The sequence below is a fragment of the Vescimonas sp. genome (assembly GCF_057856985.1).
Window position 1 is genome coordinate 1 of record NZ_DBLZXX010000016.1, and the last position, 21,689, is coordinate 21,689.

The 21,689-nt window shown below is 59.0% G+C and carries 12 protein-coding genes, 5 tRNA genes, 1 rRNA gene and 1 pseudogene; 11 read left to right on the plus strand and 8 right to left on the minus strand.

Going from position 1 to position 21,689, the window contains the following annotated elements:
* The first annotated feature begins 106 nt into the window (after nucleotides 1-106).
* The 8 genes from ACZM22_RS08905 to ACZM22_RS08940 all read left to right on the plus strand — a co-directional run bounded on the left by ACZM22_RS08905 (nucleotide 107) and on the right by ACZM22_RS08940 (nucleotide 10,893).
* A tRNA-Lys gene (locus tag ACZM22_RS08905) sits at nucleotides 107-182 on the plus strand.
* Nucleotides 183-224: 42 nt separating this feature from the next.
* Nucleotides 225-299, plus strand: a tRNA-Glu gene (locus ACZM22_RS08910).
* Between the two features lie 52 nt (nucleotides 300-351).
* Nucleotides 352-467, plus strand: a 5S ribosomal RNA gene (rrf, locus tag ACZM22_RS08915).
* A 1-nt stretch (nucleotide 468) separates the two neighbouring features.
* Nucleotides 469-543, plus strand: a tRNA-Asn gene (locus tag ACZM22_RS08920).
* 63 nt (nucleotides 544-606) lie between these two features.
* Nucleotides 607-683: transfer RNA gene (locus tag ACZM22_RS08925), tRNA-Ile, on the plus strand.
* Nucleotides 684-686: 3 nt separating this feature from the next.
* Nucleotides 687-762: transfer RNA gene (locus tag ACZM22_RS08930), tRNA-Trp, on the plus strand.
* Between the two features lie 521 nt (nucleotides 763-1,283).
* Nucleotides 1,284-9,974: a GLUG motif-containing protein gene (locus ACZM22_RS08935; protein WP_489543805.1), complete on the plus strand. Its 8,691-nt coding sequence runs from the start codon at nucleotides 1,284-1,286 to the stop codon at nucleotides 9,972-9,974.
* 214 nt (nucleotides 9,975-10,188) lie between these two features.
* On the plus strand, nucleotides 10,189-10,893 hold the full coding sequence (locus ACZM22_RS08940; RefSeq protein ID WP_489543806.1) for a leucine-rich repeat domain-containing protein: 705 nt from the start codon (nucleotides 10,189-10,191) through the stop codon (nucleotides 10,891-10,893).
* A gap of 144 nt (nucleotides 10,894-11,037) precedes the next feature.
* Here ACZM22_RS08940 and ACZM22_RS08945 read toward each other — a convergent pair whose 3' ends face one another.
* The gene (locus tag ACZM22_RS08945) at nucleotides 11,038-11,298 is read right to left on the minus strand and encodes a hypothetical protein (protein ID WP_417053771.1); all 261 of its coding nucleotides are present in this window, start codon (nucleotides 11,296-11,298) and stop codon (nucleotides 11,038-11,040) included.
* Nucleotides 11,299-11,381: 83 nt separating this feature from the next.
* The gene (locus ACZM22_RS08950) at nucleotides 11,382-13,376 is read right to left on the minus strand and encodes a SpoIIE family protein phosphatase (RefSeq protein ID WP_489543807.1); all 1,995 of its coding nucleotides are present in this window, start codon (nucleotides 13,374-13,376) and stop codon (nucleotides 11,382-11,384) included.
* Between the two features lie 180 nt (nucleotides 13,377-13,556).
* Here ACZM22_RS08950 and ACZM22_RS08955 point away from each other — a divergent pair, with 180 nt between their 5' ends.
* Together ACZM22_RS08955 and ACZM22_RS08960 are read left to right on the plus strand one after the other, a co-directional pair.
* Nucleotides 13,557-14,258 (plus strand): hypothetical protein, encoded by a 702-nt coding sequence (locus ACZM22_RS08955; RefSeq protein WP_489543808.1) that lies wholly within the window; start codon nucleotides 13,557-13,559, stop codon nucleotides 14,256-14,258.
* A gap of 62 nt (nucleotides 14,259-14,320) precedes the next feature.
* Nucleotides 14,321-15,454 (plus strand): glycerate kinase family protein, encoded by a 1,134-nt coding sequence (locus ACZM22_RS08960; protein WP_489543809.1) that lies wholly within the window; start codon nucleotides 14,321-14,323, stop codon nucleotides 15,452-15,454.
* Nucleotides 15,455-15,510: 56 nt separating this feature from the next.
* Here ACZM22_RS08960 and ACZM22_RS08965 read toward each other — a convergent pair whose 3' ends face one another.
* The 3 genes from ACZM22_RS08965 to ACZM22_RS08975 form a co-directional block, all read right to left on the minus strand.
* Complete coding sequence (locus ACZM22_RS08965; protein WP_489543810.1) at nucleotides 15,511-15,654, minus strand: hypothetical protein; 144 nt, start codon at nucleotides 15,652-15,654, stop codon at nucleotides 15,511-15,513.
* 77 nt (nucleotides 15,655-15,731) lie between these two features.
* A complete protein-coding gene (locus ACZM22_RS08970) occupies nucleotides 15,732-16,616 on the minus strand; it encodes a BRO-N domain-containing protein (RefSeq protein WP_489543811.1) in 885 nt (294 codons plus the stop codon).
* Nucleotides 16,603-17,082, minus strand: a complete 480-nt coding sequence (locus tag ACZM22_RS08975; RefSeq protein WP_489543812.1) for a low molecular weight protein-tyrosine-phosphatase — start codon at nucleotides 17,080-17,082, stop codon at nucleotides 16,603-16,605. The genes ACZM22_RS08970 and ACZM22_RS08975 overlap by 14 nt, the downstream gene beginning before the upstream one ends.
* Before the next feature lie 375 nt (nucleotides 17,083-17,457).
* On the opposite strand from ACZM22_RS08975, the pseudogene ACZM22_RS08980 reads away from it, so the two are divergent.
* Nucleotides 17,458-18,690 (plus strand): annotated as a pseudogene (locus ACZM22_RS08980) (lyase family protein).
* Between the two features lie 225 nt (nucleotides 18,691-18,915).
* Here the strand turns inward: ACZM22_RS08980 and ACZM22_RS08985 are convergent.
* The 3 genes from ACZM22_RS08985 to eda all read right to left on the minus strand — a co-directional run bounded on the left by ACZM22_RS08985 (nucleotide 18,916) and on the right by eda (nucleotide 21,627).
* A complete protein-coding gene (locus tag ACZM22_RS08985) occupies nucleotides 18,916-19,674 on the minus strand; it encodes an IclR family transcriptional regulator (protein ID WP_483267382.1) in 759 nt (252 codons plus the stop codon).
* A gap of 290 nt (nucleotides 19,675-19,964) precedes the next feature.
* Nucleotides 19,965-20,987: a sugar kinase gene (locus ACZM22_RS08990; protein WP_483267381.1), complete on the minus strand. Its 1,023-nt coding sequence runs from the start codon at nucleotides 20,985-20,987 to the stop codon at nucleotides 19,965-19,967.
* Entirely contained in the window at nucleotides 20,980-21,627 is a 648-nt protein-coding gene (gene eda, locus ACZM22_RS08995; protein ID WP_483267380.1) for a bifunctional 4-hydroxy-2-oxoglutarate aldolase/2-dehydro-3-deoxy-phosphogluconate aldolase, read from the minus strand. Before eda ends, ACZM22_RS08990 begins: the two co-directional genes overlap by 8 nt.
* Nucleotides 21,628-21,689 lie beyond the last annotated feature (62 nt).

The following is a 21,689-nucleotide window of genomic DNA, read 5'->3' on the forward strand; positions in this document are numbered from 1 at the left end:
CAGCTGACCGGTACTAATAGCCCGAGGGCTTGACCTACAATAATGCAGGCAATCTAAGCCTTCTCCCATCTGACTTCTTTGTTCGGTTTTCAGGGTACAAGGATATGCACCTTTAGCTCAGTTGGTAGAGCACCTGACTCTTAATCAGGGTGTCCAGGGTTCGAGTCCCTGAAGGTGTACCATGATTTCAACAGCTTCGGCTGATGAAATAGAAGAAAAAATGCGGCCCGTTGGTCAAGTGGTTAAGACAGAGGCCTCTCACGCCTTTAACATCGGTTCGAATCCGGTACGGGTCACCACTTTTTCTCCGAATTGAATAGGTCGTTGCCGCATGTGTGGCTGCGATCGGTAGTTGGTGCTGATTAGGGCGAGGGTCCACCCGTTCCCATCCCGAACACGGAAGTTAAGCTCGCTTCTGCTGACGATACTTGGCTGGAGACGGCCCGGGAAAATAGGTAGCGCCAACACTCCTCCTTAGCTCAATGGTAGAGCATTCGGCTGTTAACCGAAGGGTTGTTGGTTCGAGCCCAACAGGGGGAGCCAAAGGGTGAGCCGCCATCCGTAAGGTGGCGGCTCATTTCTTATTCAGGTCAGCCGCGTAGACTTGGGCCTTTAGCTCAGTTGGTTAGAGCAGACGGCTCATAACCGTCCGGTCCCGGGTTCGAGTCCCCGAAGGCCCACCACACAGGGGTATAGCTCAGTTGGTAGAGCAGCGGTCTCCAAAACCGCGTGTCGAGAGTTCGAGCCTTTCTGCCCCTGCCAAAAGAAGCCATGACGTTGTCATGGCTTCTTTTTTTGCGCCGGTGGCTCCGCTTTTGCGGCAGATGCCCGCGCAGGCGGACACAGGCGGTGGGAAAATGCCGAAATTGTGCGGAGAGACGGCCTTTGACACACTATGCTCCGGGTTTTGTCGATATTAAATAGAAAAAAACGGGAAATTTTGTGCGGAAATAAAGTTGATTGTTTGTCGAAATGGTGCTATGCTACCCCGTGTATATTCAGAAAAGGGAAATCACCCCGCAATGGGACGATTTCCCAGCCCGCGCAGGTGCAAGGGGCGCCTGCATTGGAGGGAGATTCCGGCAGAAAAGGGTACCCTTTTCCCGTTTCAACCCAGTTGAAACGATGGCTTTTCCGCATGGGACGGCGTCCCGCGCGGCGGAGCCTGCCACTGATCCGCAGGGGGTGCGGACTCGCCGGTGCAGTGCCGCGGGCACGGTGCGGACAGCGCACATCATGATTCCGCAGACAGACCAAAAAATCACATGAAAGGATGGGGGAACATGAACAAAACGAGAATGGGCAAAAGAGTGGCGTCATTACTGCTTTCGCTGGTAATGATGCTGTCTCTGCTGCCGACGGCGGCGTACGCTGCGATGGGGGACGCCGACGAAACCCAGGGCGCGAGCGTCTCCGAGAACGGAACGCGCGTGTCCGACGACAGCAACAGCGGCGGTGACACCGGCGACTTGCAGGTCGGAGACAGCGAGGACGGCGGTAACACCGGCGACCAGAAGGTCGAAGGCAGCAACGGCAGCAACACGGTGGGTGATACCGCCGGTACTGAGGGCGGCGCTGATCCTACCGATTCTGTGAACGAAAACGATTCCACATTGGTCACTCCCAGCAATCGAGTCGAGGTAAACGGCACCGTCTACGATACGCTGGAAGCGGCCATCGCAGCGGCGGAGCCTGTCAATGGCGTCATCACCTATGAGATTTACGGCAAAGTGGAAGCGAATTCTACTGAGTCGTGGATAGAGGTGCTGAAGGCCGGCCTGACGGACGTTACGAAGGTAGCTTTCATAGGCAAGACCGATGACGCGGAGATCAGTATCACGAACTCCACTTCTGTTCTAGCGGACCAGAATTATGACATTGATGTCAGTTTCGTGGACCTGACTCTGTCTCACAGCAACGGGGCTTGGGTGGGTGACATCGGTCATGCGACCGAGTATTTTACCTGCGTCCTGCGCAATACGGATGCGGCGAACAACACCGTAACGTACACCAACTGCACGTTCCCCAATGGCGCGTGCAACAACCAGTACGGCAAGACGGTGTTTGTCAACTGCGAGTTTACTAATACCACCAGCGGCAAGTACAACCTGTGGAACTACGGCGGCACCACTGAGATTACGAAGTCCGCTTTCACGGGTACTCGCGGCATCAAGACCTATAATGAGGGCACTCTGGCAGAGTCCCCCGAGGTTGCGATCAAGGACACGACCTTCACCGGCTTGACGGAGAAGGCGGCAATTGTGGCCTCTAAGCCTACGGACATCAAACTGGACAGCATCAGCGCCACTGAGTGCACTAAGGGTGTTTTTCAGAAGGATATCGAGGGTTCCGCTGATGCCGAGAAGGTAACTATCGAGGCTAATGGCAGCGGCATCAGCGGCAACTTTAATGTTACGGCTGAGAAGACCACTGAGGCAGCAAAAGATGAGTTCAACATCACGGCAGGCTCTTTCACTGCCGAGGTGCCTAGCGACTACTGCGCCGAAGGCTTCACCATTGAGAAGAAGGCGGATGGCAGCTATGGCGTCAAGGAAAATCAGCCTTCCGCCAACGTGGCCAAGGTGGGCGACACCGAGTACGCCACGCTGGGCGAGGCCATCGCGGCACTGAGCAGCAGCAGCTACACCCTGGAGCTGCTGGACGAGTCCGCTTGGGACGTGGCCACCCCTGTATACTGGGCTGCCGGTTCTGAGAGCGGCTATGTTGCCACACTGGCGGATGCCCTGACCGCGGCCTATATGGCCAATGCCGGCGGCATCACCATCGTGTGCCGCCCCGGCACGGATGTGGGCAAGCTGACCCACGGCCACGTGGCGGACAATATCACCATCTACGGCAATAACGCCTATATTTCCAGCGGCGAGTGCGACCTGGAGGTCGACACCTACATGTTCAGCCGCGACACCGGCAAGCAGGTCACGACCGGCGGTGCTTATCTGGACAAGGACATCACCGTCACGGCCTATGAGCTGGACAATCTGGGCGTGTGGGGTCAGCGGCACACCGGTCATAAGGTGACTGTGAACCTGACCGACTGCGACAGCGTCCACGGTATCACCGTCCAGCGCGTGTACATCAGCGGCACCACCGGCGTGAACGACATCACGCTGACCGGCTGCGACTTTGGCACAAAGGCTACTTCCGTCTACTCCAATGCGGACGGCAAAGTAGTCATCGACAATTGCTCCTTCACGGGGGCACAGGTGCCGGTGAACTTCAACCACAAGGCAAACGGTACGCAGACTGTTACCGTCCAGAACAGCAAGTTCACCAACTGCGGCGACAATGGTGATTGGAAGCAGTTCGCTGCGCCCGTGCGCTTTGTCAACAGCGGCAGCGGCACGATGAACACCACCGTGGGCACCTGCACCTTCACCGATACGGTGGGCGGCAACGGCGACATCCTGCTGGGCGATGGCCGCGAGGGCGAGAAGTCCAACAATGTGTCGCTGACCGTGGAGAACACGGCGGCCAATGTGCAGGCGCAGCAGCCGGGCTACTACGCCAAAAACGGCACGACGGACGAAAGCAAGCAGGGCACGAAGAATGTTGCGGCTGACGATAAGCTGACCACCAGCGTGACGCAGCTGATGCCCAGCAGCGAGACCACCTACGTGGCAGAGGTCAAGGGCGTCAAGTACAAGTCCCTGCAGGCGGCTATCGACAAGGCCGGTAGGAATGCGACCGTGAAGCTGCTGGCGGATACCCGCGAGAATGTCACCATCGCCGAGATGATGACCCTCGACCTGAACGGTCACACCCTCAACGGCGGCCAGGTCAAGGCTAAGCCCGCACTGACCGTTACGGCCCGCGTCACCGTCAAGGACAGCAGCGCGGCGAAGACCGGTACCATCATGCGTGAGGATACCGCGGAGAACTCCGGCGTCAGCTCCCACTATGTCATCGACATTCAGGGCAAAGGCTGGCTCACCTTCGAGAGCGGCAACGTCAAGAACAACAGCGGCACCGACAGCGGGAAGGGCGCGTCCCTGGTGCGCGTGGGCGATGACAGTGTCGACAAGTACCCCGGCCTGAATATCAAGGGCGGCACGTTTACTCAGGATAACTTCATCGTGATCAAGGTCGATAGCGGCGATCTGTTCCTGAACGGCGGTACGCTGAATTCCGCCAACAGCTACGCGGTGGAGAACTGGCACAGAGCTGCCATCAAGGGCGGCACGGTCAACGGCACTGTGGCGGCCTGGACGTACAGCGGCGGTCACAACAGCACCCTGACGATCAGCGGCGGCACCGTCAACGATAATGTGGCGTCCGTGAGTTACGACAAGGCCGAGGGCAAGGTGGCCAAGGTCAGTATCACCGGCGGCACCGTCACTGGTACGCTGGGCACCTATACCTACGGCAATGGCTTGATTCCTATCGAAGACCCCGCTAAGGCGACTATCGCTGTCACCGGCGGTACATTCTCCAAAGACCCCAGCAAGTACGTGGTGGAGAATTCCGGCGTTACTCCAAACGGCGACGGCACTTTCGGCGTGGCGAAAGCCTATCTGGCCAAGGTCGGCGACACCTCCTACTACACCATGGACGAGGCGTTCAAGGCGCAGACGGCCAGCGGCAAGGCTATCGTCTTGCTGCGCGATTATACCACCGGTTCAACGTTCAGCTCCGGCAGCATTAACCGCACGGTGGATCTGGCTGACCACACCTGGACCTGCACCGGCAAGGATGCAAACAGCGCGGCTTTCGAGATCAACTACCCCGATGTGACGCTGACCGTGAAGAACGGCAAGGTGGTCAGCAGCCAGCTGGTGGGTCTGATCCCCTCCGCCATGGGCGGCACCATCAAGTATGACAATTCCGGTCTGGTGTTCGAGGACGTCGTGATGGAGACCAGCGCCCGCAGCGGCATCGAGACCAACGGCAACAACACCAACGATACCGTGACGCTGAGGAACAGCACGCTGAACGTGCCCAACGGCTTCGGCATCTACTTCCCCAGCTCCGGCACGCTGACCATCGACAACAGCGTCATCAACGCCCAGACCATGGGCGTGCAGGTCTGCGCCGGCAGCCTGAACATCAGCGGCGCTAAGACGGCCATCACCGTCTCCGGTGACGGCATCGACAAGACCATTAACGACGGCGCCATCGAGGACGGCGCGGCCATCTCCATCGTGAACCGCACCGGCTACAAGGGCCTGTCCAAGATTGAGGTCGAGGGCGGTAAGTTCACGGCCAAGGGCGGCAACGCCGCGGTCAAGGCCTACAACTGGAAGGACCTGACCCCGAGCGATTTCACGCAGAACGACAAGGTTTCCGTCTCCGGCGGTACGTTCTCCAGCGCGGTGGACAAGTCCCTGTGCGCTGACGGCTACATCCCCACCCAGAACGCGGACGGCACCTTCGGCGTGAAGGTAGGCGCTGACGGCTATGTGGAGGACGAGAACGGCAACGTGACCATCTCCACCGCCGAGGGCCTGTTCTACTTCGCCAAGAAGGTCAATGCGGGCAACAACTTCGCGGGCAAGACCGTGACGCTGGCCAACAACATCGACCTGAATAACGAGAAGTGGACGCCGATCGGCATTTACGGCACACAGGCCACTTGGTTTAAGGGCACGTTTGACGGTCAGAACCACGCCGTTACCGGCCTGAAGGTCGAAGAGAGCCGTAAGAATGGCGTGGGCTTCTTCAGCAAGGTCTATACGGGCACCATCAAGAACCTGACGGTGGAAGGCAGCGTCAGCGCTCCCGGCTGCACCTACGTGGGCGGCATCGTGGGCCACGGCTACGCCACCATCACCAACTGCACCTTCAAGGGCACTGTTAGCGGCAGCGGCGCTGCTCAGGTGGGCGGCATCGCCGGCTCCGGCGGCTTCACGGTTGACCGCTGCTCCGTTTATGGCGATGTCTCCGCAGGCTGTTGGGCTGGCGGTATCGTTGGCAACTGCCAGGACGGCGGCGCGTACACCAACTGCTATGTGGAAGGTACTATTAGTTCTGAGAGCACCTTCTGGGGCGGCGGCGCGGCCGGCATCACGCCTGTCCCGCTGTATCCCTCTCAGGTCATCAGCGGCTGCTACTCCAACACCGTTGTGAAGGTGGCGGGCGAAGAGGTCAACTGCCCCATCATCGCCGCCTACAACAACCCGCTGGATTATAAGGGCTACTCCGGCGGCCTGAAGATCTACGACAACTCCTGGAACAAGCAGAAGAACAGCAACGACAGCTATCCTATCTATGCGGAGAAGGACGGCAAGGGCGGCGTTCTCATGGAAGGCATGACTGCTGCCCGCGACAACAGCCTGATCATGCTGGAGGATGACCTGAACTACGTCACCGGCGACCTGTCCAAGGTGCGTATCATGGCTGGCTCCAGCGTGACGCAGGCGCAGATCGATGCGCTGGCTGTGGCTTCTGTGGGCGATTCCAAGTACCAGTTCCTGACCGAGGCCATCAACGCGGCGCAGGACGGCCAGACCGTGAGACTGCTGGCTGACGTCGCTGAGGACGTGGTCATCAGCAAGAGCATCGCCCTCGATCTGGGCGGCAAGACCCTGACCAACACCAACGCCGGCAAGGCCACGATCTCTGTGCAGAGCGGCACCGTCACCGTGAAGAACGGTAATGTTGTGGGCGGCAACGACTACTACAACATCGAGGTCACGAAGGGCAGCAATGCCAACCTGACGCTGACGGATGTCGCCGCCACGGCGGGCAACACCGGCTCCTCCATGATCGACAACTGGGGCACCCTGACCATCACCAGCGGTACCTACACCGGCGGTCTGGATACCGTCAAGAATGAGCCGAGTGCGAAGCTGAACATCACCGGCGGTACGTTCACGCTGACAAAGGGCAATTCCAACGGCTTTACCGGCGTTGTGTTCAACTACGGCGAGCTGACCATCAGCGGCGGCGAGTTCATTCAGAGCGATAAGAGTGCTCCCTATGGACAGGCGCAGGTCATCCACACCGATAAGGATAAGAATGGCAGCGCAGCACCGTCCACGGTCATCACCGGCGGTACGTTCAAGAACCTGTGCACCAGAACCACAGCTTGGACGGTTCGTGCAACGAACGCGGCGGATGGCGCCACGAAGGTCTCCGGCGGTGCATTTAATAAGGAGGTCAAAGATTACTATTGCGCCGATGGCTTCATCCCCACCAAGAACGCGGACGGCACCTACGGCGTCAAGGAAGGCAAATTTGTCGCCGAGGTCGGCAGCAAGAAGTACGAGACGCTGGCCGACGCGATCCGTCTGGCTACAAAGGGCAAGACCGTGAAACTGCTGGCGGATGTGGAGCAGAACACCCAGCTGACCATCAACAAGAGCATCACGCTGGATCTGAACGGCAAGACCATCCGTAACACGGTGGACATCTGGGGCGATAAGGCCAACGCTATCCTGTCCATCACAAATGGCGCCAAGGTGACCATCACCGGCAACGGCACCATAGATGCCAAGGAGAACGACTGCTACACCATCAACGTGGCGAAGGGCGACCTGACCATCGAAAACGGCACCTTCTACGGCAACGTCAGCGTGGTTCAGGTGAAGGAGGGTACCCTGTCCGTCAAGGGCGGCACCTTCGACCTGCACCAGAAGTGGGAAGGCAGCAGCAAGTATCTGTTCAACTGCATCGACAGCGAGTTCACCTCTGGTAATGCGAAGGTCGCCATCAGCGGCGGTACGTTCGTCGGCTTCGACCCCAACGTCTCCCCCGAGCAGAAGGTGGACGGCAAGACTCCCAGCTTCGCGGCTCCCGGCGTTGGTATCACCAAGAACGAGAACGGCTCCTTCACGGCGGCTGCCGGTATGACCGCCCAGATTCTGGACAAGGACGGCAATTCCGTCAAGGCGTACAACACTCTGGCTGAGGCCGTTGCGGCGGCTCAGGACGGCCAGACCGTGAGACTGCTGGCGGATGTTACTCTGAACGAGCAGATCGCCACCGGCAAGGCCATCACCATCGACGGCCAGAGCAAGTACACCATCAAGACGGTCAAGAAGCTGGCGAGCGTGGATGGCAAGGCAGGTATGTTCTACCGCACCCAGTCCGCAAAGGGCACCCTGACCTTCCTGAATGTCACGCTGGACGGCGGCGGCGTCTCCAAGATCTTCCTCAATGAGGGCGGTGCAGGCGAGACGGTGTTCGATGGCGTTACTTCCACCAACGGCGGCGGCATCGCCTACGGCAGCGGCATCCACATCTCCGGCGGCGGCTCTCACGCCACCATCAGGAACTCCACGCTGACCGGCAGCACCGGCACGATGGAGCTGAACGATGCGAACTACTACGCGGCCAACGACCTGTGGGTCGGCGGCAACGTGTACGTCACGGTGGAGAACTCCGTGATCGGCAACGTGTTCGTCAACTCCGCTCCCTCCGCGACGGCTACCAACGGCGTGGTCCATGGCCAGCTGACCATCACGGGCGAGAAGACCAAGATCACCTACCTCTCCGGTGAGGAAGAGGCCGCTGACAAGCTGGATAAGTTCGGCAACAACGGTTCTCTGGTCAAGATCGACAGCGGCTATGTTGAGAAGGTCTTTGACAAGGGCTCCTATGCTATCTCCGGCGGCACCTTCAAGACGGAGGTGAAGAAGGAGTGGTGCGCTGCGGGTTACGTCCCCACCCAGAACGGTGACGGCACCTACGGCGTGGCAGAGGGCAAGTTCACCGTCCAGGTGACGTCCCGCACCACCGGCAGCGACAGCCCCGTGGCCAATGTGGCCGGCGGCGGCAGCGACATCACCTACGCGGTTGGCACCACGGTCACGGCGTCCGCCATCAGCGGCTACAAGTTCGTGGGCTGGTTCGTCAACGAGTACACCGGCACGGCGTACAGCACCGACCTGACCTGCGAGGTCAAGCCCACCGATGACTGGACCATGATCGCGGTCTATGAGCCCATCAGCGGCGGCAAGTTCTGGCTGAATGTCACGGCTTCTGAGTTCACGGTCAACGGCGGCGCGGTGCAGGATTCCTACCTGTATGAGCAGTTCGCCGTCGGCGCATCTGTGACGGTGAACTTCACCGGCAGCGAGAACTTCCTGTACTGGGTCAACGCATCCAACAAGGTGGTCTCCACCGAGAAGAGCTACACCTTCGTCATGGGCAGCGAGACGACCCTGAAGGCTGTGTACGGCAAGGCGCGTCAGAATCAGGCCACCGTGGTGTTCATCTCCCACAGCGACCAGATCATCAGCTCCAAGGCATACACCACCAACGATACCATCCAGTTCCCCGTGCCTCCCATCAAGATGGGCTGCACCTTCACTGGCTGGTCCATGACGGAAGCTGAGATCCGCGCGGCCATGGCCAACAACAGCGGCATCATTCAGGTGCGCGCACGCTATACGGAGCCCAGCATCGCCTGCAAGGTGACGGTGATTTATCCCGATGGCATCGGCAATGATGTCGTGAACGCGGTGGTCGGTAAGGCTGTCAACGTGACGGCCAAGGACATCGAGGGCAAGACTTTCTCCTACTGGACGGACAACGCTGGCAACGTTCTGGGCTATACCAAGACGCTGAATCTGGCCCCCAGTGGTGACATGACCGTGAAGGCTGTTTACGACGAGGCCGCCGAGGCCAAGCCTGTCATCACAATCAGTGAGGTCAGCGCTACCACGGCGAATGAGTCCTATGTCGTCACCTTCATGGCAACGCGTGCCGTACCCGATGGCTACAAGGTCGTGAAGCAGGGCATCCTGTGGAGCAGAGATGCTGTCTGCGGTGAAGATGGTGCAGCGGCGTACATGCAGTTCGATAGCAACGGCAAGCTGCCGACCGGCGTGAATGCCTACATCGGCAACAGCTTGGAGCTGAACGGTGTGACGCGCCTTGACATTACCACCAAGTACAATGATCGGACGTTCTACGGCCGCGGCTACATGGTCCTTGAGAGCGATGCAGGCGAGCTTCTGTACATCTACACGAATACGATCGAGTCCGGCAGTTACGACAGCCTGACCAAGTAAAGGAGGAAAATCAGTGGATAAAAAGCAGTATGACTCTCCGGAGATGCAGGTCATTCTCACCACCGGTGAGGACATCATCACCACCAGCGGCGAAATTGATTCTGGCTTTGTTGGCGGCGACGACTAAATCGCGTACCCATCTCCGACCCTAACCCAAAACAGGGGCATAGTCCGCGCGGACTATGCCCCTGTGCGCAAAGCAAAGGAGCGACTTATGAAAAAACTCATCCCCGTGCTGCTGTCGCTGCTCATGGCGCTGGCCATGACGGCCACGGCGCTGGCTGCCACCGTCTACACCGAGGGTGCGCTGCACTACACCATCGCGGACGAGTCCATCACCATCACCGGCTATTTCGGTAAGGACGCCGCAGTCACCGTACCGGCCAGCATCGCCGGTATCCCTGTGAACACCATCGCCAAGGGCGCGTTCACGGGCAATGACAACGTGAAAACGGTGGACCTGCCGGACACCATCACCGCCGTGGAGGAGGGGGCCTTCGCCTCCGGCATCACGGTGAACTACAACAGCAACGTCAACGGCGGCAACACGCCGGGCGACAGCAAGCCCGATGACAGCAAACCGGACGACAGCAAGCCCGCCGACAACAAACCCAACAACGGCGGCTCCGGCGCCACCACCGGCGCCGGCACGGGCACCGTGGACGTGGACAACTCCGGCACTGCCGGCGACACCACCGGTACCACGGGCGGCGCCGGCGGCGCAGAGGACACCGGCATCGACGAGGGCACCGTCTCCGTGGACGACCTGCCGGACTCTGCCGACAGCCAGACCGGCGCACAGGACAGCGCCGCCGTTCCTCAGCAGAGCGCGGGGCTCACATGGCTGTGGGTGCTGCTGGGCGTCATCGCCGTGGCGGCGATCATCGGCATCGTCGTGACGCGGAAAAAGAAGCACTGAGACACGAAACCGCAGGAGGGTAAGCCCTCCTGCGGTTTTTTGCGCAAAAAAAGGAAGCGGACGGGTCACGTCCGCTCCAAGTGAGGAGAAAAATGATGGAAAACTAATTTCAAACGGGCGCTGCCCGCTGAAACCATGGGAAGATCAGAACAGGGTACACAGCAGCCACGTCAGTCCGATGGCCGCCGCGCCGATGGCGGCCCACAGCCAACCGGGGACGCGGACGCGCCGGCGCGGCAGACCCTGACAGCGGGCATAGTTCTTGGCGATGCGGACGGCCTGATCCACCAGCTGCTGTGAGCTGACGCCGCCGCCATCGGTGCGCAGAATGAAAATGGCCTGTTCGAAGATCTGGGGGTCCGGAGAATCCACCACGATGACGCGGCGGGAAATACCTTTAACCAAGCATATGCCCTCCTTGCTGTCCGTTTACTGCGCCGCCCTATCGCATCGGGCGACGGTAGTAGTATGGACGGCGCGGCGGCAGATTATACCTGCGCGGGGCCATTTTCTTCGCCCCGCAGCCGGTGCAGCGCCAGCACGGCGCAGTCATCGGACCGCCCGCCGTGTTCGGCGGACATGGTGAGGATGCGGCGGGCCAGGGCGTCGGGAGTGCCGCCGCCCCAACCGGCCAGCAGATCCTGAAGCCACTCGTCCCCGTCGCCGCCGACCACGCCGTCGGAGACCATCACCAGCCAGCCGTCCGGCGGCAGGACGAAGCGGATGACATCGGGCTGGCGGTCCGCACCCTCCAGTCCCGCGGGCAGCGCCGCGCCGCCGTACCGCGTGACGCGGCCCAGCTTTTTCAGATACGACGGCGCCGCGCCGTATTTATAGAGCGCGGCCTCACCGGTGCTGCGGTCCAGCCGCAGCAGGTCGATGGTGGTGAAGCCCGCGCCCTCGCGGCAGCGCAGCAGCATCGCCGTGTTCAGTGTTTTCAAGGCCGGCAGCGGCTCCACGCCCGCCTGTAAAAACTGCTTCAGTAACCGCACGGTCATGGCGGCCTCACGGTGGGCGGCCTCGCCGCTGCCCATGCCGTCGGACAGCAGCAGGCACGCCGCGCCGCCCGCCTCAAAGGACGCCGCCTGATCGCCGCACAGTGTCTCGCCTTCCCTGGGCCGCAGGGCGATGGAGGTGCGGCAGGCAAAGCGAGGCGGCGCCGACACCGGCACGCCGGAGGACAGAACCTCCGACATCTGGGCGTACTGCTGCCGCGCCACCTGATACGCTTCCTCCAGCTGGAGCCGGTGAGCGCGGCGCAGCAGGAACTGGTGCAGCTGGTCGTTCAGCGCCTCCAGCAGCTGGGGGAAGTGCAGGCAGCGGCTGGCAAAATGCAGGGGGAAGTCCTCTGCGCAGGCGCTGCCGCGGCGCAGCAGGCGGGGGCAGGCGTCGTTGAAGGCATTGTAGGTATCGTTGTAGTGTGCCTGCCAGCAATCCCGCTGCAATAGACACCCTGCGCAGATCTGCTCCGCCGCGCGGTCGAACAGCACGGCGGGATTCTCCGGCCGCGGCGGCGATACCTCGGTGAAAAAGCTGTCGTACACGGCGCGGAACGCAGCGGCAGGGGTGGCCTCCGGCTGGGCCGGCGGCGCGGGCGCCTGCTGGGCGAGCCGCAGCGGCAGGCGCTGAGGCAGCAGAAGATAGAGCCCCGCACCCGCCATGCTCTGAAACAGCAGAGGCAGCGGGTCCGGCCCGTCAAGCAGCACATATCCGGCCATGGCTGCGGCAGTATACACCAGCGGCACGGCCAACCGGCCCCGCTCCCTGACAGCGGAGGCGGCTCCCATCCCGCCGCAGCACACTACGGTCAGCAGCACCGCATCGCCGGTGAACAGATCCATGGTCAGACCGGCCACGGCTCCCGCCGCCGCGGCGGAGGCGGGGGACAGGCACTTCGCCGCGGCCATCAGCAGCGCCGCCGCCAGCATACCGCCCACGCGGAAGCCGGAGAACGACCAGCCGTAGGCGGTAAGGGACAGCCCCAGACCCAGCAGGAACAGCGCTTGCCCGCGGCTCACCGCCGAGGCATTGGCATCCGACAGCGACGGCAGCAGCGCTGCCGCAGCGTACAGCACGGTGCAGGCAGCGGCGCACAGCGCCCACTGCCGCGGCTGCCGCTGGATGAGATAGGCCGACTGCACCAGCAGCGTCATCAACACGGCAGCCACCGGCCGGAATACCGGACGGCGGTACAGGCGGGTGGTGCAGAACGCCGTGTTGGCACAGAAGATGAGGATGGCGGCGGCGGTGTGGCGCAGCCCCGCCTGAAAATCCAGAAAAAGGAAAGCGCCCAGTCCCGCGCCCAGCAGGGCGCTGAGCCCGGGCCAGCTGACGCCTGCGGCGGAGACGGCCGCCAGCGCCCATGGGCTGTACAGGCCGTCCAGCGCCGCGCCGGACAGCAGAAACGCGGCGGCCGCCGGTAAAAACCCCGTCAGCAGGGAGCGGAGCGGGACGGACCGGACGGCCTCGGTGACAGTTTTCAAGGCTTGTCCCTCCTTTCACGCCTATTGTAACCGGAACGGCGGACGCATCCTGTCGGGAAATGGCGGCGCATCCCAAAGCCGCCGGCCGCAGCGGCGGAAAATTTTGCTGTTGTATTTCCCGCGCCGATTTGGTACAATGCCGTTGACAGGAACTGACATACTTCGTACAGGAGGAGACCCATGAAAAAGCTGTTTGCCATGCTGATGGCACTGACGATATTGATGACCATGGCCGCCTGCGGACAGCAGACGACGGACGAGGCCGGCGGCACCGTGGACCCCGGCGCCGTGGCGGATCGGGACACCTCAGGTCAGGTGGACATGCCCGCCGATGACGCCGGCACGCCGGAGCTGGGCAGCGTCAACGGCGGCACCTACACCAACGAGTTCGCCGGCATCGGCTGCACGCTGGACGAGACCTGGACGTTCTACACCGAGGCGCAGATCGCGGAGATCAACGGCTTCCTGACGGAGGGCACCAGCGACGAGGATATGCGCCAGCTGATGGAGGAGAACCAGAGCGTGTACGATATGTACGCCTCCTCCACCGATGGGCTGATGACCATGAACGTGGTGTTCCAGAACATGGGACTGCTGTTTGGCACCACCATGAGCGCTCAGGACTATGTGGAGCTGTCCGCGGAGCAGCTGCCCGACGCCATGGGCACCTACGGCTTTGAGGACGTGACAGCGTCCGTGACCACGGCGGAGTTCGCCGGCGCGGAGTGTCCCGCGATCGCCATCACCGCCACGGTACAGGACACCCCCATGTATGAGCTGCTGGTGTGCATGAAGGAGGGCAACTACATCTACTGCGTGACGCTGTGCAGCTACACGGAGGATGTGACGGCCCAGATGGCAGCGCTGTTCTACACGCTGTAAGCAGCAAACCCGTGAGCCGCGGCGTCTGCCGCGGCTCGCTTTTTCGGAAAGGAGCGGAGACCATGGCAAAATATGTGCTGATACCGGATTCCTTCAAAGGAACGCTGTCCTCGGAGGACATCTGCCGCATCGCGTCGGAGGAGATATTGCGGCTGGAGCCGGAGGCGGAGATCTGCGCCATTCCGGTGGCGGACGGCGGCGAGGGCACGGTGGACGCCTTTCTGGCCGCCGTGGGCGGCACACGGGCGGAGGTGCCCTGCACAGGGCCCTGCGGCCAGGAGGTCATGGGTTTTTACGGCCTGCTGCCGGACGGTACGGCGGTGGTGGAAATGGCCGCAGCGGCGGGCCTGCCGCTGGCGGGCGCGTGCCGCGATCCGGAAAAGACCACTACCTACGGCGTGGGCCAGTTGATGGCCCACGCGCTGTCCCGCGGAGCAAAGCGGCTGGTGCTGGGGCTGGGCGGCAGCGCCACCAACGACGGCGGCTGCGGCGCGGCCGCCGCGCTGGGCGCGGAATTTCTGGACGTGAAGGGACAGGCGTTCGTGCCTACCGGCGGGACGCTGACCCAAATCGCCCATATCCGCATGAAGGGTCTGCGGGAGACGCTGGCGGGCGCGGAGGTCACGGTGATGTGCGACATCGACAACCCCCTGTGCGGTCCCGCTGGTGCGGCGGCGGTGTTCGGACCTCAGAAGGGGGCGGACGCGGCCATGGTGGCCCGCATGGATGCGGGCCTGCGCCATCTGGCGGAGACGCTGGAAAAAGACGTGGGCATGGAGGTGCTGACGCTGGCGGGCGGTGGTTCAGCCGGCGGCTTCGGGGCCGGTGCGGCGGCATTTTTCGGCGGACAGCTGCGCATGGGTATTGATGTGGTGCTGGATCTCACGGACTTTGACCGGAAATGCCGCGGCGCATCGCTGGTCATCACCGGCGAGGGTCATCTGGACAGCCAGAGCCTGCGGGGGAAGACGGTGGTGGGCGTGGCCCGCCGCGCCCGGGCGCTGGGTGTACCGGCGGCGGCGCTGGTGGGCGGCTGCGAGACGGCGCTGGACGCGGTGTACGCGGAGGGCGTGTCCGGCGTATTCCCCATTCATCCGGCGCTGTGTACCTGGCCCCAAGCCGCCGCGCGAACCGAGGAGGATCTGCGCTTCACCATGGGCAATCTGCTGCGCTTTATGGCCGCCCTGCGGCGATAACAAAAACGGGAGACCGCACCGCAGTCTCCCGTTTTCGTATATGGCTCCAAATGTAATCAGATGATCGTCTCAAAGACCATAGTGACCTGGATGCGCTCGCCGCCCGGCATGCCCTCGCCGTTGGAGGCGGTGATGGTGTGCAGGCGGCAGCCCTTGCGCGTTCCGCTGCCCGCCCGCAGGCAAACGATTTTGCACAGCAAAATCCCTGCTCCAAAAAGAGAGCCACCCTTCGGGTGGCTCTCTTTTGTGGCTACCCACTACTTTTGTTGTCTGTGAATCAGCGCTTTTGGTCTTGTTCCTCCGGTGACGTAGTAACTCCTTCCAGCAGATCTGTCACGACCTGATGGAGCTGTGCAGCGTTCTTGGAGGTAATGACAGGGACGCCAGTTTGGCTTTCAATGGCTTTCCGTGCATCACCGGCCACTTTTCCTCCGGCACGCGCCACATCAATGTTTTCCGAAAATGTCTCCGGAGCTTTCTGCTTGGATATCTCCGTGGTGGTCGCCTCCGCCAGCATATTCAGCACCAGTTCCAACGTAGTCATATTGTCGCGGAGGTTCTCTTTCTTCAAGCCCTTGAGGTTTTTATATTGCCGTGTGGACATCCCTGACCATGCACGGGAGATCTCATCGGTAAGTATTGCGTACTCCACGCCCTTCTGTACACCACGGGCATCCCATTCATCCGTCAGTTCCTTTCGGACTTGGATGGCTTGCAGCCGCTGGTTGATCCATTCACGAGTATAGCCTTTCTTGAGGTATGTTTCCAGGGCTCGTTCAATGGTCAATTCCGGATCAATGGTCTCTTCAATGCGTTCCCGTCCAACCTGCGCCAACCACAGCTTGAACGGTTCCGCTTTGGGGGAAGGAATGGACTGGATGATACGGAGAAGCTGCTCCGTGTCGGCTACATCGGTCAGACGCTTTTTGCCATCTGAGGCAGTCATTTTCAACTGGTTACAAGATGTAACCGTTTCATTGCCTTCGTCTTTAAGCCGCTTCTTGGTAACTTTCCAGTAGTTGCGTGCCGCTTGATAATCAGACTGCTCAGTCAGCACGGCAACAACATCGACGATGGAAAAGTACCATTCTTCTTTTTCCTCGTCCCACGCAGTACGAATGCGTTTGTCCTCAAATAGTTGGATCTTATCATTTTGTGCCATCCTGTTCACCTCGTTTCTGTGATAACTCTTTCAGCAATCCCTGACACCCCGCCAGCACATCCTGCCATGTTTCCTCGAAATCTCCGGTGTACCACGGGTCGGCCACATCGCGGGGATGGCCGGTGTAATCCAGCAGCAGATGTATCTTGCCATCTGGGTCACCACCGCAAATACGCCGCATATTCCGCAGGTTGGCGCTGTCCATGCCGATCAGCAGGTCAAATGCATTGTAATCGCTTTTTGTGAGCTCCCGCGCCGCATGACCACCACAGGAGATCCCGTGCTCTGTCAGCTTGCGCCGCGCCGGAGGATAGATAGGGTTGCCAATCTCCTCACGGCTGGTGGCTGCCGACTCGATATGGAATTGTGACGACAGCCCAGCTTTCTTCACCAAGTCCTTCATCACAAACTCGGCCATCGGGCTGCGGCAGATATTGCCGTGGCAAACAAATAGAATTTTCTTCATATCGTGGTGTCTCCCAATTATTATCTTTGTTTTAAGTATAGCAAATGAACCCCCTGTCCGTCGAGAGAAAATATGTAAGAAAGGCTCCGTTTCTCGACAGAATATCCGGGAAACGAAGCCCTTTCAAAAGATCATCTCTCTTCCAAGCTTTGAAAGGCGGAGTTCATTCAAAAAAGTAGGATACCTTCGAATAGATGGCGGCAGTTTTAATATGCTTACACCTTTTCCTTCCGGTTGCTGCCGAAAGAGTGAACAGTCCCTACAAACAGACTTGCATTTCTCAAATTCTTCGTACTCGGTATCAATTCATGATATCGATAAAACCACGCGCAGCATGGTCGTCACTGCGGAATAAAGCAGAGAAAGGGCAGTACGATGTACGAAAAATATGAATCGCCCCTGTCATCCCGGTATGCATCAGAGGAGATGCTGTATCTATTCTCCCAGAAAAAGCGTATTCAGGTCTGGCGAAGGCTCTGGACCGCGCTGGCCCGGGCGGAGCATGATCTCGGCCTGCCCATTACGGCAGAGCAGGTCGCAGAGCTGGAAGCACACATAGATGACATTGATTTTGCGTGCGCCGCACAACGGGAGCGAGAGGTACGGCATGATGTGATGGCGCACGTCTATGCCTATGGAAAAGCGGCCCCCGGCGCCGCAGGCGTGATCCATTTGGGGGCCACAAGCTGTTATGTAACCGATAACGGGGATCTGATCCTTTATCGGGACGGTCTGCGCCATCTCCGCAAGGAACTGCTGGACGTGCTGAAAAATCTTGCGGACTTTGCGGAGAAATACGAGTCGCCGCCCACCCTCGGCTATACCCACTATCAGCCCTCGCAGCTTGTTACCGTGGGCAAACGGGCGACACTCTGGATGCAGGATTTTCTTTCCGACCTGGAGGAACTGGAGCACGTACTGGCACACATGAAATTCCTCGGCTGCCGTGGGACCACCGGTACCGAGGCCAGTTTTCTGGAGCTATTCAATGGTGATACCGAAAAGATCGACCAGATGAACCGGCAGATCAGCGCGGAATTCGGATTTGCAGCGTGTTTTGATGTCTGCGGGCAGACATATCCCCGAAAGGTGGACAGCCGCATCCTGAATTGTCTGTCTTCTATTGCGCAGAGTGCCTATCGGATGGCAAACGATATTCGCCTGCTGCAGCATGACCGGCAGATAGAGGAGCCCTTTGAAGAAAACCAGATTGGCTCCTCCGCCATGCCGTATAAGCGAAACCCCATGCGCAGTGAGCGAATCTGTTCTTTGTCCCGCTTTCTGATCTCGGACGCCGTAAACGCCTCCATGACGGCGTCCGTACAGTGGCTGGAACGCACGCTGGATGACTCCGCCAACCGCCGCATCTCCATACCGGAGGGATTCCTCTGCGCCGCTGTTCCCACGCGGCCTCCGCAAGGATGAAGGAAGGCGAGCCCTGCGACCTTCTGGAGCAACTGGCGTTTTCCATGCATACAGAAGACCTCGCCGTTCTGCTGAGGCCAGAGGCCTATATCGGTCGCTGCCCGGAGCAGGTGGACACGTCTGCGCAAGGTACGCCTGCTGCTCGAAGGCACTTCCGGCGATACCCCTGACATTGATTTGTAGGGAGGATTCCCTGCGCTTTTGCACCTCTTTCTGTGATCTGCGGAAGCAGGACGGAAAAGGCTGCCTGACGGCCCTCATCATATACCAAGAATCTACAGAGCCACCGGGCGGGAGCATTGCTCTCCACCCGGTGGCTCTATTTCTTCGTTTTGATACCCTTTTATTGTTTCCAACAGCGCAAAATGTGACCATTTCCCTGCCAGCGAAAAGAGACAGCCATTGTCCTCATCTCGTCAAAAGAAGCGCTTCCAGCTTTGCGCGCGCAGTCAGGAGCAGTTCCGTCACCTGACTTTCTTTTTCTTCTGTATAACGGAAGGTTGGGATTGCAATACTCAAGGCAAACACAGGTACGCCATCCTTTAGCAGGGGTGTTGCAATACATTGAATAAACTCAGAGTTTTCCTCACGTTCATAAGCGATCCCGCGCTTCTTTACCCCCTGGATCTGCTGATATAGTTCATCCAGATCCGTAATGGTCCTGTCTGTCATTTTTTTTACGCCATCTTTAAAAATCTCGCTCAATTCCTCCCTTGTATAGCCGGACAAGAGCGCTTTCCCAAGCGCCGTAGCATTTGCAGGGAGCATTTTCCCGGGTGCGGAATACATGCGTATCGATTGAGGCGCGTCCACTTTAAGCAGGTAAAGCACATTGCATCCATCCAGTTCTGCCAAGTGGCAGGTCTCATTACATGCGTCCACAACCTCTTGCAATTCTGTCAGCGCACGTTCAAAAAAGGACTCCTTCCGCATATAGGCGTTTCCGATTTCCAAAGTGCGGATTCCCAACGTATAAGTAGAGGATCCCGGCTTGTATGACAAGTACTTTTTCTTAGCCATCGTGTGGAGGATCGGTGATATGCTGCTCTTAGGGGACTGAAGGGAATTGGATATTTCCGTCAGTGTCAGCCCATCCGATGCGTCACGAAATGCAAGCAGTTCCAAAATATCCAAAACTCGTTCTGTTGAGCGGTGGTCCGATTGCATAAGTATCACCTCATATCAGTTTTTATATGTGCGGTTTCAGGCAGAGCAGCTTGCTAAACATATTCACTATAATTACATAGAATAACACAAAGTTTTCGAAGTTTCCACTAAGAATTTCATGTGCCCATTCTACCAGTCGGAAACTGTGAAAACCGGCGGAAAAAATTTCACACAGAGCTACCGCCTCACGGGTGGATGCTCTGTGTGAAATCCGGTCGCACGTGTCAAGGCGTCGCTGCAGCTCCGGACATACCGTGCTGCCACGAAAGCGAGACAGCCGTCGGTATCGTCTATCTCTGTACCCGGCCCGAACCGTCCCCGTTCATCAATGTCTCAACTTCAGCAGGTGTGACCAAGTTGAAGTCGCCATTGATGGAATGCTTTAAGGCTGAGGCGGCAACGGCGAATTCCAACGCATATTTGGGAGATCTTCCCTCTGCAAGCGAATGGATCAGACCTCCGGCAAATGCATCGCCGCCGCCTACCCGGTCAACCATGTGAAGATGATATTTTGTGGAAAAATAGCATTGCTCTCCATCGTAAATCATGGCCGACCAGTCGTTATCCGAGGCAGAGATTGATTCACGCAGCGTCATTGCAACCTTTCGGAACGGAAAGCGATCCATAAGCGTCTCTGCAAGCTTCCGGTATTCGTCCATATCCAGCTTTCCTTTTACAATCTGGCTGTTATTCAGCTTCACCCCGAATACATCTGCTGCATCTGACTCGTTGCCAATACACACGTCCACATACTGGCACAACTCGCTCATGGCTGCCATGGCATCCTCTCGGCTCCAAAGCTTCCCGCGATAGTTTAAATCGCAGGAAATTGTTGCCCCGACCTCTTTTGCAGCCTTGCAGGCATCGAGGCAGGCGGAAACCATGTCTTTGCCCAGCGCCGGTGTGATCCCCGTAAAGTGGAACCACTGCGCGCCCTGCATAATCTCTTTCCAGCAATACTCCTCCGGCTTTGACGTTTGGAAGGAGGATCCCTCCCGGTCGTAGATGCAAACACTGGGTCTCTGGGATGCACCCTTCTCCATATAATAGATTCCCATGCGCTTTCCGCCCCGGAGTATATGCGAAGTGTTTACCCCATAGGCCTTCAGCTTCCTCAGAGCAGCCTCGCCTACCATATTCTGCGGGAATTTTGATACAAAAGCTGCATCATCCCCCATCTGGGCCAGCGAAACTGCCACATTTGCTTCCCCGCCGCCGAAGCTTCCTTCAAGCGATTCAGTCTGGAAGAGTCTGTTGTAGCCTACGGGGCTCAATCTCAGCATCAGCTCTCCAAAAGTAACAATTTTAGCCATGTTTTCGTCCTTTTAGCACAAGCTCAACGGCTTGTCTGCTTCTTCTCGTAATCTCTGTCCAATTATGGCTCCGGATAAGCTCCTCTGACACAAGGAATGTCCCTCCGCACGCAAATACAAATGGACTTGCGCTGAATTCTTCCAGATTATCTAAGGTAATGCCTCCAGTAGGAATAAATTGGAGCTTTTGGAATGGCGTATGCAGCGCACGAAGTGCCGGCAGCCCGCCCGCGATATTTGCCGGGAAAAACTTTACGATTTGCAGCCCCATGTTGTAAGCAGCTTGGCAGTCCGACGCCGTCGCGCATCCAGGCACGATTGGGATTCTCCGATGGTTACAGTATTCCACAACAGACGGGTCCAGGCCCGGGGAAACGATAAACTCGGCTCCCGCTTCAATTGCTTCCTCAGCTTGTTCAATGGTCAGGACTGTCCCTGCGCCCACTGTGAAATTTGATACCTCTTGTTTTATTTTTCTTATGGCTGTGGCGACTCCATTTGCCCGAAAAGTAACTTCGATCAACGGAATTCCGCCCTCCCGGAGTGCTTCTGCCACCAGAACAGAGTCCTCCTCCGGCTTATCCAGCTTTGCTACCGGAATAATGCCGATCCTGTGAATTTCCTCGTACACAGTACGCATGAAACTATCATCCTCTCCTATGTTTAAGGTGTCGAAATTGCAATTGCAAAGGATCCTGCGGA